The following is a 14652-nucleotide window of genomic DNA, read 5'->3' on the forward strand; positions in this document are numbered from 1 at the left end:
AAAAAACGGTACTCATCACGATGATCACCTCCTATGGACTTGCGCCAGGCGGCTATTCTGATGACATCCAATGCCAGCTGACGATGGCAGATTTATTCAGATAAAAGCCGACCTCTCAAAAATGATAAAAAACCACGTTTTAGCACGAAAATGCAGATTTTGAGTGTTTACAAAGGTTAAATATGTTAAATCTTCAACCCCTAAAAATGGTTGTTTGTAAAGATATATGACATACAAAATGAATGAAATCAAGTGAAACCAAGTGAAAATACGAAAATCGTAAGTAGCTGATAATCAACATTCTTTTCATTCAGAAGGAAAGCGGCTCGCAAATAGCACGTCAGTACTTAACCGATTGGAAATCAACGACATTCATTATTTGCGTGGGAAAGTGAAAGGCGTAGAAAAGGGCTTAAAAAGATACTTGAAAAAAGTAGGAAAGTAGGACTAAAAAGCACTGAATATCAGATAATTAAAGAGATAAAAATCCTTACATTTTAGCCCGGCTTTCATATGGCTCAACCATATACTAAACAACTGTTATTCAGTTGGTTACGTATGGTGCATCGGAAAATAAGTCGTGATAAACAACGATTAATATCGACAACAAATGATAGTTAAGGTGCTCAAAATGAGCACCTTTCTTTTTAGCCTTACTATTGGTTATAATCAATGGTAAGGCTTTTTTTAGCACCTTTTTGTACCGCTCTTGTACCTCCACTTTTCAAAAGTAATAATTTGAGACTCCATTTTTGGCAAATGAGTGCAAGATTGCCGAGAGTTTTGGACAATGATGGACGATGATATAAGACTATTGAAAATAAACGGAGTAATGACAGACGACTTTTTCTACAATAAATTAAGTAAAAAAGTATAAAAAGCGTACAAATGACAGCAAGCAAAGAAAGAATTCTAAAAATTTGCGAGTATTGTGGGAAGAGCTTCTATGCATCAAAATCCACAACTCGTTATTGCTCCAAGCAATGCAACAGTTATGCCTATAAGGCAGCAAGACGTGAGGAGAAAGTAAAGATGGCTGAGACAATGAGCCACCGAAAAGCTTCCGAGAAATCCATGTCTGAAATCCTCGTTAAAGAATACCTCACTATTCAAGAGGTCGCTATACTTTTGGGACTAAGCAGACAGACCATATATAATATGGTGTATAGTGGTAAGTTGCGAGCATCCAAGATTACTTCTCGTTTATCTTTAATCAGAAAGCGAGATATAGATTATCTTGTTGATAGTTTGCCATACACCACAAAAAAAAGTGCTTCAAAAGAAGCAGTTCATGCAAACCGAGAGCTACCTGTTCCAGAATATTACTCTGCCAAGGAAATTGCAGAAGTCCACAACACTTATGAGACCGCCATCTATGAGATAGTCAAGAAAGTCAAGATTTCAAGAATATCCATACAAGGAAGAGTATATTGGAACAAGAAAGAGGTGGATGATTATTTTGCACACCTGTCTCCAGATCCAACCATCAGTGAATGGATGACTGTTATGGACATTCAACAGAAATATTGTATGACGAAAACAGCCGTATATAGTTTCGTTAGTCACAATGCTATTCCAAGAAAAATGGAAGGTAACAATGTCCTGTATTCCAAACGTCATGTACAAATGGCAAAAGGTGAATCCGTAGAAGACCAGCTTTATTATACAATACCGGAGGCCATGAAGTTGTATGGTTTAAGTCAGGACCAGATTTATAAGCGTATCAAGAAATACGCTATTGAAAAGGTGAAGATTGGCAAGTATATCAAGATTTCCAAGCGAGATTTAGAGAAAGCTATCGGCAAGCCTAAGGTTATTTAGCGGTTATCAAAAGGTTAAGTTGTACCCCATTACATAACTCTATTATTTTGCAATCGATTTCAAAGATCTCTTAATACGGGATCATATATGAAACATAAGTATCACATTATAAAAAGTAAACATCATGGTAAATACATGTACAAGAGTTTCTCTTCGCCAAAGAGCGATTAAAAACGACCGTATTTCTCTTTATTTGGATTTCTATCCACCAGTACGCAACCCTGAGACTATGCAAATGAGTCGCAGGGAATATTTAGGTATCTATATCTATGCTCATCCAAAGAATGAGATGGAACGTGAGTTTAATACAGATATGCTCAACAAAGCAGAGGCCATCCGTTGTATCAGAACCCAATCACTCATCAATGAAGAATTTGGTTTTTTGGACAAAACACGACAGAAAGCTGATTTTTTGGCATACTTTGAGAAGATGACACATAAGAAAGATGACAAGTGGACATGTGTCTACAAGCATTTCTTCAAATTTGTTCAAGGTCATTGTACATTTGGGGATGTGACAGTGGAACTTTGCAAAAAGTTCAGAGAGTATCTTCTGAATGCAAATCAGTTGAATCGAACAAAACAAAAGGTATCTCTCAACTCTGCAGCAGGTTACTACTCTACTTTCCGTGGTCTCTTAAAAATCGCCTATCGTGACAAGTGGCTGCGTGAGAACATCAATGACTATCTGGACAAGATTGAGCCACAAGATGTAAAGAAGGAGTTTCTTACCCTCGATGAAGTAAAGCAGTTGGCAGCTACTCCTTGCGATATACCTGTACTGAAGTCTGCCTCCCTCTTTGCTTGCCTCACAGGATTGCGAATCAGCGACATTTTAAAATTGCGTTGGGAAGACTTCGAGATAGCTCCCGACCAAGGCTATTGCTTGCGTATTCGTACCCAGAAGACTCAGACCGAGGCAACCTTGCCTATCAGCAACGAGGCATACGAACTATGTGGTGAACCAAGCACGGGTATCGTGTTCAAGGGATTGAAGCGCAGCATGATTAACCATCCCCTTAAAGCATGGTTGAAGAAGGCTGGAATCACTAAGCCATTTTCATTCCATTGCTTGAGTCACAGTAAATTCTTTTATTTATTGAATATCAGCGAGTTGAGTATTTTAAAGAATGTGACTGCTAACGATTTAGAAACGAGCTATATTCTTTTTCTTTCACAACTTTGCAATATACAAAGAACGCTTTGATTTCGAGTGCAAAGTTAAATCTAATTTCTGAAAAACAACATTTTATGCTGTGATTTTACAAAATATTAAGATTAGTCTTTGCAAAGGTAAAAGAGTAGTTACCAACAGTAATTTTCATGTAACGTCATTTTAAGAGTATGGCAAAAAGAACATATTCATAAACGCATATATGTATCTTGCCATATTGGGAAATCAATTGCTTAGTTCCATTTTTGCAGATTATATTTCTATTTTGTCTAAATTACGGAAGAATATAGCAGATATTCAATGGATTCGGATGGATTATCAAAATAAAACGTTATTTTTGTAGCGTAAAAACGATAAAAACATGAAGTTAAATCGCATAAGAGCAGTCTTAGAGGACAAAGGGATAAGCCAAACATGGCTTGCAAAGAAGTTGGGAAGAAGTTTCAGTACGGTCAATGCTTATGTATGCAACCGCTCTCAACCCAACCTTACCACACTTCTTGAAATTGCGCAGTTATTGTCTGTGGATATGAAAGAACTAATTACGGATGAGACGGAGCGTACCACTATATAGGAAATGAAAGACAATGTCAAACAATAGTTAGTGAATTGCCTTATGATAATCAAAAAACTTGGCTTATTCGTATTATGGTGCATTTGCATCATATTGGGGCTAAAAGCTCTTACTCATGCATTTTCGGAAACTGTCGGAATAGTTATAATAGTTTGTGTCGTGGTTGTTGCTGATATTGTTCAGAGATATTTCAATCGACATGAACGATGGTTCCGAAAGAGAGTTAATATGCTGAGAACCATTTGTCCGAATTCTCCAAATGATTTTCGGATGATTGGTGACCCATTGTTTGAGTCTTTTTCTTTGGGAAATTTCTTCATTCAATACAAGCCTGAAATCAAGGAGTTTCACCTCTGTTGCTGTATTTATATGGTTCTCCCCAATATTGTAGAGACTTGGAACAAAGCAATAGAAGACATAAATACAATTATTGCCCAGAAAGCGCCTTACGTAAAAATTGTAATAGATAGGCATGGTGAATTAGGGCAGGGTTTCAGTCTGATAATCCCTGCTAAGAAAGCAAAGAAAACACTTTTGTTGGCATTTGCTCACATACTCCTTGAACTCAAGAAGTCGCTCCCATATAGAACTAACGAGAATGGCATTTTAGTATGTGAAGTCTATTTTAAAATCAAGGTGTTCAACACGATTTGCTATGGCGAATACGATGGCGTGAGAGTGCTGAAAGCGGTTACCATATCTTCAGATGGAAATTATACCTTCGTCAATGTCGAGGAAGATGAATGTGTGCCAGAAGACTTTACTAAGTCCAATCCTCCGATGTCCATCATCCTGCAATATGACTTGTATTCGATAGAAACCAATATGTTGATTAGCAAAGAGGAATTTGATGTCCATTGGGAGAAATGCAAAGACTTGTGTGAATCATAATCATTGGAGTACGGATTACAAATTCGATAGCACTATGAATTTTACAACTATAATGTTAGGACATAAGAAAAGGCAAGTTAGGCTACAAGCTGATGTTAGTTACGACCCTTTTCAAATTTTTCCTGATTTACAACATGTAAAAGACAACAATCTCTTCCACATCGATGAAGGAGATGTATTTTATGACTTCATAGGTGACCAAGGACCATTAAGATTTATTTCCGATAACTTCAAAGATTTGTTGGAAAATAATGGAGTAAAGGGAGTTTCTTTTATCCCCATAAAAATATATGGTTCAAGGTTGCAATACTATGCTCTGTTAAAAGCGCAAATAGATTCTATCTGTGAACATGATTCTGACGGAGACCATATTTATGGGACTTTCCAAATAGATTTCACCTCGTGGAATGGAGAAGAACTCTTTTATTTGAAAGATAGTGGGGCTATAGTTTGTTCTTTACGAGTTAAAGAACTCATTGAAAGCCACAATATTTCAAATGTTTCTTTTGAAGGTTTAGATAAATATTAAGAATTGACTATGATGAAATTTATAACTATCAGCATATATATATCATTATGTATTTTGTTCGTTGGTTGCAAAAAAACGAATTCCTCCACAAACGAAATGTGTAATTGTTCTGTGGAGAGCATAGAGGATGAATTAGAAATGCTATGTTTAAAATCGAAAAATGATTCTATGACGCTCTCCATGGAGATAACTTCTGACAACATGGTCAATGATTACAACTACAGATATTTGGGCTCATTACAAGTAAGCAGCAGAATGTTTGAGGTGTTACAAAAAACAGTATTGTCTGGTCAGTATAAAGATGCTCAACGAGCATTAGTTTCTATTAGGTTCTTCACAAATGGAAATTTATTCGGAGAATATACTGGATTGAACAACTTTTATTCCGTAAAGATTTCCTCTAACAATATTTGCATCTATAATGTAGAAACAAGAAGTAGCAAAAAAATCAATATGAAGGATTCGATACCACAACTATTATTCTTCCATTATAACGATAAGGATAGTTCTTCATGCGGAGACCTGTTCTACTTTCGCAAGAATTAGTTTTTTTGTATTATACTATAATAAACATTCACTTTCTGTGGAATTGTAAATCTGCAAGTTCAATTTTACACAACTATGGAAGAAAAAATAAAGTTAAGAGATAAACTGGTAGATATTGCGTTACAATGGCAAGCAAGTTTTGGGGTTGCACCGTCTATTACAAGTTCCATTTCTGAATATGATGCTGCAATGTTGGTTGGTATGTCTGAAAAAGAATATTCTGACTACATGAAAGATAAAACTGCTGTTGCCAAAGGGACGGATTTCGTTTATAGAAATATAAGGTATCAAGTAAAAGCCAATCGTCCAAGCGGTAAAAAAGGAAGTAAAGTAACGATGGTTCCCAAAGCCTCGAACTACGAATGGGACAGGTTAATTTGGATATTATATGACAAAAATTATGTAATGCAAGAAGCATGGGAATGGTATATGAGAGACTATAAAATGGCGTTTGAAAACAAAAAAAGATTATCTCCCCAAGACTACAGGAGGGGGTATTGCTTGTATCATAGGTAACTGGAAATCGTGGATTCAAAAACAAAGATTATGGAAGAACAGAAAATACAACAACTCAATCGGTTCAAAATAGAGAAGGAAAACACCATACAGTATCCCATAAAAGAATTATTGAAAGATTCCATTAACGACTGGATATTGTCTGACATCCAACAGATAAATGTTAAATTGGTGAAAGAACTGAGACTCATTTCAAAAGTACAAAACAAGGATGATATAAAAAGGCTAAAGTGCTTAGTAAAAAATAACAAAAGCAACTTACCCTCTATGCTTTATGATGAACTAAAATCCGCAGTGAAAGAAATTGCAGAAGACTTCCAATGGGTATGTAGCAAAGACGGACAGATAATCATGAAGATTGAGGACTGGATAAAAATGCCAGATTGCGCCTCGGCAAAGAATATCCTGATGTCCTCATATACATAGGACGTAGCTTTGTGAATCCCAAGGAACTAATTATAGGGGTGTCGTCAATGATGATGATGAGCAAAAGTTATTTGAAAACTATTTCAATAACCAAAATCCACCAGTTCCTATTCATTTCAAAATAATTGTTCAAAACGAAGAATAAACCAAGTAAGAAATCATGAACAACGATATTTTGCTTTCTACGAAATTTAAATCCATAGGAGAGGACGCTACTGTCAGTATGCCTTCCCAAATAAAGGCATTGTTTGGCATGAACCCACAAATTGACGTTCGCTTGATAGACTATGACTATATAGGAGATGCAAAAGATGATGATTACACCTCCTTTGCAGAGAAATTATATAAGGCAAATCCTAATGCTCATTACATATTGGTTACGCATTCCAATGAACTTAAAGACAGTTTGTTGGTAAGAAAAACTTTTCATTTTGATTTGACTGGATTTTATTTCAGTGAAGAAATCCAAACTTGGAGTGTTCCCATAAGCAACAATACCATCGTGTTCTTGGGCGTTATAGAAATAGAAACTTTTGAAGATTTAAAGACTGCAATTAGATTCTTGTTTTCAGGAATATATGATTTCCAAAACTTCCTAATACAACATGGTAGTACCTTTGCAAAAAGCGAGATTGTGAACCTCTTGGAAAGGGCTTTGCTTCCCATAAAGAATAGGTATGGGGAAAATCAAGACGTAATTATATCTATGGCCTCAGTATGCCAGCATAAAAAAGATATAATGGTTTTATATCCTTATGGTGGTACAGATTTCGGAAGTTTTATGCTATTTGTTGTGTAGGTTGGATATAATCGGCATAACAGCATTGTTATTTTCCACAACTCTGTGCAATTATCCGGTTTTGTCATTTCAAGAGTATGGCAAAAGAACATATATTCATTGCAAACATGCATCTTTCGTGGGTGGAAAATCAATTGCTTAGTTCCATTTTTGCAGATTATATTTCTATTTTGTCTAAATTACGACGGAATACAGCAGATATTCAAGGGATTTGGATGGATTATCAAAATAAAACGTTATTTTTGTAGTATAAAAACGATAAAAATATGAAGTTAAGCACTATGAGAGAAATAAATCCCAAAGAAACCACCCGTGCATATGCATTTGAGCTTTGGATGAAAGCCCCGATGCCAATGGTTACGTTTTTCAAGATTTTGGATGTCAGTCGTCTTGTTAAAATCAGCAAAAAGTCAGGTATGAAATTCAATATGCTGATGTGCTGGTGCATCGGCAAAGCGGCAAGCAGTATCAAGGAATTTTATATGCTGCCTGTCGGAGACAAATTGATGCAATATGATGCTATTGCGGTTAATACCATTGTTATGAACAAGGACAATGAGGTCAGTTCATGTGATGTGCCGTTTTCTGATGATTTGCAGCTATTCAATGAAGATTATCTGAAATTGACAACGGAAGTAGCCCGAAGCTGTGAGAACCACGATTTGACAGAAAGCATGGTAATAGGGACTTCCGCACTGGCCCAATATGAAATTGACGGTGCGGTAGGTATGTACAGCGGTATCTTCAACAATCCGTTTATGATATGGGGCAAGTACCATAAAGGTTTCTTCAGAACGACACTAACGGTTTCATTCCAATTCCACCACACTCAAATGGACGGGGCACATGCTGCAAAGTTCCTGGATCGCCTGCAGCAGGAAATCAATAAATTACTTGTGTAGCGATGAATATGGAAAAACAAAGATTGATACTTCGTTCCTGGACAGAACACGATGCAGAGTCTCTTTATAATTATGCCAAAGTTCTAGCTATCGGCCCTATTGCAGGATGGCCTTCTCATACATCTGTGGAAAACAAAAACAAAAAAATATACAGGAAAAATTAGACAAAAATCCGGATTATGTAATGTGTAAAAAATAACTTCCGCAGTTTTCTGCGGTTAAGAGCAACATTTGACGAGATAGTTCCATTTGGAGAGCTTATCATCAAAAATGATACGTTTGCTCTTGTTTGATTCGTAAGATTCTTCAATGGGTCTTTTCGTTTCATACGTTCTTTGATTTATTGTAGCGATAATGGAGAGTCCTTTCTTTGTGACGGTAGCCTCTGCTCTGAGAGTGTAAGCTAAACTGTGTCATGCTATCACTGTTATAGTTTAATGCAGTTTATTTGCATTTTGTTCAGTATAGTTTTCCCAATAATGAAGATTTATACTATTTTCTCCATTTAAATAAAAATCCGTGGATAAGCCTATGATTACCCACGTTTTTTTTGTTGGTATGCTCGGCATGAGCTTATCTAATGGGGCAAGTCCCTAATAAGCCTGGTGTGGGAGGTCGGTAAATGTGAAAATAGGAGGCAACTGCCTTTTATGATTAGCATTTACCTCCTACCCGATTCGAAGCGAAGAATGTGCTTGTACCCGTTGGTCGTTGTCTATTATTTCTGATTAATTTTCTTTTTAATTTCATTCACCTCTTTAAATAGGCTATTAGCAATGCTATCTTTAATTGCTGCCATCTGTATCATTTCGTTATGATAGCGAATTGAGTCCTCGTAAATATTTACATGAGTTCTCACTTTCTCAATAACTTCTTTATTTGGGCATACAGAAAAGTTCTTTTCGATGTATCGAACATTGGGATCGTCGGATGGAAGCACCATCTTCAATGCCCTATACTTCAAATCTGCCTCCTCCCAATCTTGGTGCTCTCGCCATTGGGTGAGATTGCCCCAAATGGAAATGACAAGAGATAGAGCCAAGCCACCTATGAAAAGAAGAATATTCTTTGAGGTTGGCTCGAAGCGATGGGTTACAACCTTCTTTTGAGGTGAATTGTTCAACACTTCAAGTTTGTCCTGCAATGCCTTCGAGGAAACATCATTCCCTTGTCTCATCTGCTTGACTGCATCAACCAAGAACTTGCTTCGCTGCTCATTTTTGCCAAGTTCAACCTTAATAAGGTCGGCAAAAACGATAATGGCATCTCTTAATTTGGATATTTTACCTCTGACTTCCTCTTCTTTGATAAACATCGCATTGATTGACTTATCCAACTTGGTTATGTCATTACTTGCAGGAACGGTTTCCGCTCCTGCGTTCTTTGTGGAGACAGAAAGTTCATCAACTTTCTGCTCCAATCTCTCAACTGTGCCGTAGATGGCTTCCAATAGTTCTTCTTTCATGTTCGATTCTAATTTTAAGTTTGTAACTTGCATCAAAGGCTGAAGCCCTTTCTGCGTTTTCTCTTTTTCTTCTTGGCGGATTCATCCTCTGGGAATGGCTCATAAGTTTGGGCATTAGACGGAGCGAACAAGCCGATGGAAGAAATACCACTCCAAGGGTCTTGGGTATGTTCTGCCGTTGGTTGAGTCTGTTCTACTTGGTGACAACTTGGTTGTCCTCCCTGCATAGATTCGACTCTTGGCGATACACGATTATACTCTGTGCCAAGTCTTGCATCCAACTTGACAAAGCTGTATTCTCGGCTAATCTGCGTACCCTTGAAGCTATATCCATCCTTGCAGAAACGGATGCCTTGAAGCTTGGTTCGCTCCTTGTCCTTATAGACAAACTCCAAGAGAACACCTCGTTTTGCAAGTTCATTCTTGAACTTCTGCCAACTACCAGTGACTTTCAAGGCATCTTTGACTGCATTGTGAATCTCGTATTTTGCACGCTCCGCATTGCGCAATTTGCGAGTGTTAGTCTTGCTCTTGTCAGTTCCGTAAGTCAATCCATACTTGAATTTTAGAGCCTTGGTCACTTGCTCGTTACGCCTGTAATCGTGGGCGTCTGATATGAGTTTGCCCTCGTTATTAATGCGGTTGTACACGATATGACAATGTGGATTGTCCGTATTGTGATGCCTTACGATGATGAATTGGGTATCGGTGATGCCCATCATCTGCATGTATTCAAGGGCTATCTTAGCCATGAACTCATCCGTCAAACGTGGCTTGTCCTCGGGTTTGAAGCTCAATGCAATGTGTCCCACAGGCTTCTTAATCCTTGGATTTAGCTGCCTCTGTAGCTCGAAACTTTGCGTTATCTCGGCATTCGTGCCGAGTAACACACCATCCGAGGCGATGATTTTCGCCTCGTCCTTGCCTGTAACATAGCGGATGCAACCACCAAATGAGCTGCCCTTCTTTAGCTTGCCTATCATGTGGTATCCTCCTTTCTGCCCATACTACTTGGCTTCGGTTTATAACTTGCTTGGCGATACTCGCCAAGGATTGCTTTCAATCTTCTCAACAAGTCCACCAAATACACATGAGTTTCATGGAAACCTCTCTGATGCGACAGCTTGGTAAGTTGGTTGAGGTTGTTCGCCATGCCAATGAGGTTCTTGGCGATGGCTACCGTCTCTGCGTTGTGTCCGCTGACCACCTCGCCGTTCAAGGCGGACTCACGGATGTACTCTGCCAACTTGCGGTTGGCTTTTCTCGCCCTCAGCCTCAGTGCCTCGTAGCTTGGCTTCGAGAACTTCACCGTGACAGACTTCGACAGCTTGCGAACCCTGCCTGTGGGCGGTCTTCCGCCCTTTTTCTTGTCCTGTTCATGTATGCTTGTCATTCTATACACTGTTTACAGTTGGTACACTCACTTTCTGCGACCGTTGGGAGCAAAAAATCTCCGCCCTCATGGTGGAGCGAGGCGTTTTGGGGTTCCCAAAACATAACCTCGCTCTCTCTCAGAACACGTTAGTTGGAACTACAGCCTTTCAGCTATCCACGTCCAAAGTCGCAGACCTTAATTCTCACAATTTGCGCCAAGCCTCGAAGTCCTCTTCATAAAGGCTTAGGTGGTGGCGCACGATGTTCTCGATGATGCCCGATACGCTCATGCGTCTCCCTCCGAGGATGCGGACGACACGATCAAGACGGTCTCGTACATCGGAACTGACGAAGACTGGCTTGCGGTCGTCAATCCTTGGAACTTGGAGGAAGGTCTGCTGATACTCCTCTAATGTCGCCTTGCGCTGCTTGCCGCTGATGCGCTTCTGCGGATTCGGTGGCGATTGAGCCTCGTTCGTTGATGTTTCCTCTCTATAGGGAGTTGTTGCAGCAACTTTCTCTACAATTGCTCTCAACTCTGGGTTCTCTACATCATCATAGAGAGAATTACAACTACTTGGATTGGCTTTGTTGCCATACGTAGATGGTTTAACAAAATCCAAATACTCTTTTTCCATCAGCTCCTTTTGCTCAGGAGTCAAGACTGCATCTTTTGTTCTTGCCATAGCTTATGCTGTTTTATTTGTTAGTATAGTGGTCACGGTTTGCACCATTGACCGATTGTCGGGTGCAAAGTAAGTGTACTGAGTGCAGCCATGCAACTGATTGGGTGTAACGTGGCAATTTAGTTGTGGCTTGCTTATTTGCATACCGAGATAGTTGTGAGAACTTCAACGTATTTCTCAACTCATCATTGTTCATGTATTCGTTGCAGTCGTGCAAGTTTTTCTTGTTGTTTTTGGCGTTGAAGTCGGCAAACCCCGGCAACATACTGCCACAGAAATTGAAAACGCTTGTTTTTAGATTGCCGTGCCTTATCTTTGCACTCACAAACGTGGAGCACAGCATATGCGTGGAGCTTTGCGACATATAACATAGTATTAACTTAGAAAAAAGAAAAGTATGGGATTCATCGTATTCGAGGAAGAGGCATTCAACTATCTTGATGCCCAGTTGGAGAACTTCGTGAAGCGCATGGACAGAATCCGTGAGCGCAGTGAGGACAAGACCATGAACAAGTGGCTCGACACGCAGGACGTGTGTCAGACGCTCAACATCTGCCCACGGACAGTGCAGACGCTTCGGGACAACGGAACTTTGGCTTATACGCAAATCAGCCACAAGACCTACTACAAGCCGGAGGACGTGATGGCTATCGTAGCAGTAGTGGAGGACAAGAAAAAGGACATGCGCTTTCGCAAGCGCACAGGTTAGGCTGTCAATATACAACAGCCACTTAATCCAATGCAGCAAGTAAACCGAGTAACGTAAGTATCAACAATAAAACGAGACAACTATGAGCAATGAAGTAATGACAAGAAACAGCGAGTGGATGAACCACATCGTGAACCACCTCAACCGAATGGTTGACAATTTTGAACGTGCCGTGATGAACTACCGCCCCATGCTTGGCGGTGAGCGCTTCATGACGGACAAGGAGCTTTGTGCCAGGCTGCAACTGAGCCGAAGAACCCTGCAGGACTACCGAAACAACGGTGTCATCCCGTATATCCAGCTTGGCGGAAAGATACTCTACCGCGAGTCCGACATTCAGAAGATTCTGATGGCTAACTATCGTGAGGCGTACAGAATGAAGGGCTTGTAGGAGAAATACATGTCCTTGATGAGTGGGGTGAAATGAACAAGGCGACAACGTATAACTTACCGAGCGTGGTTGTTATAGGTTGTCGCCTCATTTTATTGGCTATACCGAGTTGGTCGTGTTTGCCGGGTGTTCTCCGTATGGTCTGTATAAAATCTAATACCATGCTAAAACACACTGCGGTGGTTCGCCCAAGTGGCTGGAGGCGCAAAGCCTCCAAGAAACGTTGCTTTATATGGCTGTTCTATGCCATTGCGTTCTCTGTAAAGATACAGACCAGTTTAGTGCGGTTGGTCTGCTTTTTGATGATGGCTTGCATAATGAACTCCCGAAAGGCTCTGCTCTCAATGCTGTCAATACGGAAGGCTACCGCAATGACGAGTTCAAGACTATACACATCATAGCTGATGCGGTCGTTCTTCCTGACATGACGGCGTACACCCTGCTCTTTCAGAATGCCGTCCTTGAATATAGCCTTAACAGCCTTGCGCACATAGCAGCCGAATACATTATACATGTCGGCAATCTCCTGCATGGTCATCCATACAGTATCGGTCGGCATGGATACCGTTCCGCTCTCGCTGATAGTTATTATCCCTCTGTTCATTTCCCGTCCTCCTTATTTTTATTCTGGTCAGTTTCTTTTGTTTCTCTGCGCTGCATCAGCTTGTCCATGTCCTTGGATATCTTGTCATCGGTGATGACGGCATAGACCTGGGTGCTTCGCAGGTTGGAATGCCCCATCATCTTGGCGATGCTTTCCATTGATATGCCCGAAGTAACCATGTTTACTCCGAATGTATGTCTTGCAACGTGTGCGGTAAGGTTCTCATTTATACCCAAAGCCACACCGAGTGAATGAAATTCAAACCACATGGAATCACGTGAAGAAAGAGGGAAAACAGGTTTGCTATCATCCGCTGTATTGTATAGCGACATTATTTGTTCAGCTATCGGGTGCAAGGGAATGAACGCTTCGTTGTTGGTCTTTGCTCTTTTCTCACGGATGTATTTTCTACCGTCTGCCGTCATCCCGATATGGTGTGGATACAGGTTACGTAAATCGACATAAGCCAAACCTGTAAGGCTGGAGAAAACAAACATTCTTCGTGCCAACTCCAAAGCCTTATCCTCCATAGGAGTCTCCATAATGAGCAGCAAGTCATTTCTGGATATATGTCTACGCTTTGGTGAGCCTTTCTTTTCATATCCGACATCTTCCAATGGATTGAATTTCAGCAGACCTCTGTCAACAGCGATATAAACCAAGCGTTGCAGCCAACAAAGATTATGGTTCGTATTGGATGCACTATACCCTTTGCCAATCAAGAACAACTTATAAGATTTGCCAAATTCCTCAGTCAAATCTTCAAATGCAATGTCATTCATTCCTCGTAACCCGATGAACTCTCGCAAGTTTAGCTGCGATGTCTTAGATTGGCGATAAGAAGATGTTGAGTTAATACGGATAGAGCGCAGCCTAAGGCGTTCACGCTCCTCCTCGCCAGTGGCAAGCAATGTCATCGGGATAGTATTTGCATCAACAATAACATTCTTCAGAATCTCGGCGGTAACGATGCCCTTTTCCTTTGTTGCCTGCTCGTAGGCTTCGTCAATTCTTAGTCTGAACGCTTGCAGTTGTCCGTTCACTCTTGCATTCTTGGCTTCACCTTTTTTCGTGTCCCATTCTTCGGGAGCACAGTAAAGACCTGTTGCTATGGCTGACACTTTGCCGTCAATCGTGATACGGCAAAATATAGATGTGGTTCCGTCTGCCTTTACTCTGCCACGGTTGATATAATAAAACTGCTTGTATGTACTTCTCATTGTTATGTTCCTTTCTTATTTTGTG

The 14652-nt window shown here is 40.0% G+C and carries 18 protein-coding genes; 12 read left to right on the top strand and 6 right to left on the bottom strand.

Features of this window, described 5'->3' with window-relative positions; translation table 11 throughout:
* Nucleotides 1–888 precede the first annotated feature (888 nt).
* The 10 genes from ONT18_RS04945 (at nucleotide 889) to ONT18_RS04990 (ending at nucleotide 8178) form a co-directional block, all read left to right on the top strand.
* Nucleotides 889–1821 carry a helix-turn-helix domain-containing protein gene (locus ONT18_RS04945; RefSeq protein WP_153082826.1) on the top strand — a complete coding sequence of 311 codons (933 nt, stop codon included), beginning with the start codon at nucleotides 889–891 and terminating at the stop codon, nucleotides 1819–1821.
* Nucleotides 1822–1945: 124 nt separating this feature from the next.
* The gene (locus ONT18_RS04950; protein WP_118119345.1) at nucleotides 1946–3028 is read left to right on the top strand and encodes a site-specific integrase; all 1083 of its coding nucleotides are present in this window, start codon (nucleotides 1946–1948) and stop codon (nucleotides 3026–3028) included.
* Nucleotides 3029–3356: 328 nt separating this feature from the next.
* Entirely contained in the window at nucleotides 3357–3569 is a 213-nt protein-coding gene (locus ONT18_RS04955) for a helix-turn-helix domain-containing protein (protein WP_118119347.1), read from the top strand.
* A gap of 42 nt (nucleotides 3570–3611) precedes the next feature.
* A complete protein-coding gene (locus tag ONT18_RS04960) occupies nucleotides 3612–4460 on the top strand; it encodes a hypothetical protein (protein WP_264904404.1) in 849 nt (282 codons plus the stop codon).
* A gap of 34 nt (nucleotides 4461–4494) precedes the next feature.
* Nucleotides 4495–4989, top strand: a complete 495-nt coding sequence (locus tag ONT18_RS04965) for a hypothetical protein (RefSeq protein WP_264904405.1) — start codon at nucleotides 4495–4497, stop codon at nucleotides 4987–4989.
* 621 nt (nucleotides 4990–5610) lie between these two features.
* Nucleotides 5611–6051 (top strand): hypothetical protein, encoded by a 441-nt coding sequence (locus tag ONT18_RS04970; protein WP_217762295.1) that lies wholly within the window; start codon nucleotides 5611–5613, stop codon nucleotides 6049–6051.
* Nucleotides 6052–6081: 30 nt separating this feature from the next.
* Nucleotides 6082–6477: a hypothetical protein gene (locus ONT18_RS04975; protein WP_264904406.1), complete on the top strand. Its 396-nt coding sequence runs from the start codon at nucleotides 6082–6084 to the stop codon at nucleotides 6475–6477.
* A 160-nt stretch (nucleotides 6478–6637) separates the two neighbouring features.
* Nucleotides 6638–7276, top strand: coding sequence for a hypothetical protein (locus ONT18_RS04980; protein ID WP_153085949.1), 639 nt, complete (start codon nucleotides 6638–6640; stop codon nucleotides 7274–7276).
* A gap of 77 nt (nucleotides 7277–7353) precedes the next feature.
* Nucleotides 7354–7524, top strand: a complete 171-nt coding sequence (locus ONT18_RS04985; RefSeq protein WP_264904407.1) for a hypothetical protein — start codon at nucleotides 7354–7356, stop codon at nucleotides 7522–7524.
* 33 nt (nucleotides 7525–7557) lie between these two features.
* Nucleotides 7558–8178 carry a CatA-like O-acetyltransferase, family 2 gene (locus ONT18_RS04990; RefSeq protein WP_117678571.1) on the top strand — a complete coding sequence of 207 codons (621 nt, stop codon included), beginning with the start codon at nucleotides 7558–7560 and terminating at the stop codon, nucleotides 8176–8178.
* A gap of 718 nt (nucleotides 8179–8896) precedes the next feature.
* On the opposite strand, the gene ONT18_RS05000 is transcribed toward ONT18_RS04990, so the two are convergent.
* The 4 genes from ONT18_RS05000 to ONT18_RS05015 all read right to left on the bottom strand — a co-directional run bounded on the left by ONT18_RS05000 (nucleotide 8897) and on the right by ONT18_RS05015 (nucleotide 11703).
* Nucleotides 8897–9643 (bottom strand): hypothetical protein, encoded by a 747-nt coding sequence (locus ONT18_RS05000; RefSeq protein ID WP_264904408.1) that lies wholly within the window; start codon nucleotides 9641–9643, stop codon nucleotides 8897–8899.
* 32 nt (nucleotides 9644–9675) lie between these two features.
* A complete protein-coding gene (locus ONT18_RS05005; protein ID WP_264904409.1) occupies nucleotides 9676–10626 on the bottom strand; it encodes a relaxase/mobilization nuclease domain-containing protein in 951 nt (316 codons plus the stop codon).
* Nucleotides 10623–11036 (bottom strand): MobC family plasmid mobilization relaxosome protein, encoded by a 414-nt coding sequence (locus ONT18_RS05010; protein WP_264904410.1) that lies wholly within the window; start codon nucleotides 11034–11036, stop codon nucleotides 10623–10625. Before ONT18_RS05010 ends, ONT18_RS05005 begins: the two co-directional genes overlap by 4 nt.
* Before the next feature lie 184 nt (nucleotides 11037–11220).
* Nucleotides 11221–11703, bottom strand: coding sequence for a DUF3408 domain-containing protein (locus ONT18_RS05015; RefSeq protein WP_153085319.1), 483 nt, complete (start codon nucleotides 11701–11703; stop codon nucleotides 11221–11223).
* A 397-nt stretch (nucleotides 11704–12100) separates the two neighbouring features.
* Here ONT18_RS05015 and ONT18_RS05020 point away from each other — a divergent pair, with 397 nt between their 5' ends.
* Nucleotides 12101–12412, top strand: coding sequence for a helix-turn-helix domain-containing protein (locus tag ONT18_RS05020; protein ID WP_008656559.1), 312 nt, complete (start codon nucleotides 12101–12103; stop codon nucleotides 12410–12412).
* Nucleotides 12413–12494: 82 nt separating this feature from the next.
* On the top strand, nucleotides 12495–12803 hold the full coding sequence (locus ONT18_RS05025) for a helix-turn-helix domain-containing protein (protein WP_008145366.1): 309 nt from the start codon (nucleotides 12495–12497) through the stop codon (nucleotides 12801–12803).
* A 241-nt stretch (nucleotides 12804–13044) separates the two neighbouring features.
* Here the strand turns inward: ONT18_RS05025 and ONT18_RS05030 are convergent, their stop codons facing one another.
* Together ONT18_RS05030 and ONT18_RS05035 are read right to left on the bottom strand one after the other, a co-directional pair.
* On the bottom strand, nucleotides 13045–13407 hold the full coding sequence (locus tag ONT18_RS05030) for a hypothetical protein (protein WP_264904411.1): 363 nt from the start codon (nucleotides 13405–13407) through the stop codon (nucleotides 13045–13047).
* Nucleotides 13404–14627, bottom strand: coding sequence for a site-specific integrase (locus tag ONT18_RS05035; RefSeq protein WP_153133674.1), 1224 nt, complete (start codon nucleotides 14625–14627; stop codon nucleotides 13404–13406). The genes ONT18_RS05030 and ONT18_RS05035 overlap by 4 nt, the downstream gene beginning before the upstream one ends.
* Nucleotides 14628–14652: the final 25 nt, after the last annotated feature.

Source organism: Segatella copri, from assembly GCF_026015295.1.
Taxonomy (GTDB): domain Bacteria; phylum Bacteroidota; class Bacteroidia; order Bacteroidales; family Bacteroidaceae; genus Prevotella; species Prevotella copri_C.

Bases quoted from the DNA above. Each gene is read 5' to 3' on its own strand.
- ONT18_RS04945 (WP_153082826.1), top strand. From the start codon at position 889: ATGACAGCAAGCAAAGAAAGAATTCTAAAAATTTGCGAGTATTGTGGG.
- ONT18_RS04950 (WP_118119345.1), top strand. From the start codon at position 1,946: ATGGTAAATACATGTACAAGAGTTTCTCTTCGCCAAAGAGCGATTAAA.
- ONT18_RS04955 (WP_118119347.1), top strand. From the start codon at position 3,357: ATGAAGTTAAATCGCATAAGAGCAGTCTTAGAGGACAAAGGGATAAGC.
- ONT18_RS04960 (WP_264904404.1), top strand. From the start codon at position 3,612: ATGATAATCAAAAAACTTGGCTTATTCGTATTATGGTGCATTTGCATC.
- ONT18_RS04965 (WP_264904405.1), top strand. From the start codon at position 4,495: ATGAATTTTACAACTATAATGTTAGGACATAAGAAAAGGCAAGTTAGG.
- ONT18_RS04970 (WP_217762295.1), top strand. From the start codon at position 5,611: ATGGAAGAAAAAATAAAGTTAAGAGATAAACTGGTAGATATTGCGTTA.
- ONT18_RS04975 (WP_264904406.1), top strand. From the start codon at position 6,082: ATGGAAGAACAGAAAATACAACAACTCAATCGGTTCAAAATAGAGAAG.
- ONT18_RS04980 (WP_153085949.1), top strand. From the start codon at position 6,638: ATGAACAACGATATTTTGCTTTCTACGAAATTTAAATCCATAGGAGAG.
- ONT18_RS04985 (WP_264904407.1), top strand. From the start codon at position 7,354: ATGGCAAAAGAACATATATTCATTGCAAACATGCATCTTTCGTGGGTG.
- ONT18_RS04990 (WP_117678571.1), top strand. From the start codon at position 7,558: ATGAGAGAAATAAATCCCAAAGAAACCACCCGTGCATATGCATTTGAG.
- ONT18_RS05000 (WP_264904408.1), bottom strand. From the start codon at position 9,643: ATGAAAGAAGAACTATTGGAAGCCATCTACGGCACAGTTGAGAGATTG.
- ONT18_RS05005 (WP_264904409.1), bottom strand. From the start codon at position 10,626: ATGATAGGCAAGCTAAAGAAGGGCAGCTCATTTGGTGGTTGCATCCGC.
- ONT18_RS05010 (WP_264904410.1), bottom strand. From the start codon at position 11,036: ATGACAAGCATACATGAACAGGACAAGAAAAAGGGCGGAAGACCGCCC.
- ONT18_RS05015 (WP_153085319.1), bottom strand. From the start codon at position 11,703: ATGGCAAGAACAAAAGATGCAGTCTTGACTCCTGAGCAAAAGGAGCTG.
- ONT18_RS05020 (WP_008656559.1), top strand. From the start codon at position 12,101: ATGGGATTCATCGTATTCGAGGAAGAGGCATTCAACTATCTTGATGCC.
- ONT18_RS05025 (WP_008145366.1), top strand. From the start codon at position 12,495: ATGAGCAATGAAGTAATGACAAGAAACAGCGAGTGGATGAACCACATC.
- ONT18_RS05030 (WP_264904411.1), bottom strand. From the start codon at position 13,407: ATGAACAGAGGGATAATAACTATCAGCGAGAGCGGAACGGTATCCATG.
- ONT18_RS05035 (WP_153133674.1), bottom strand. From the start codon at position 14,627: ATGAGAAGTACATACAAGCAGTTTTATTATATCAACCGTGGCAGAGTA.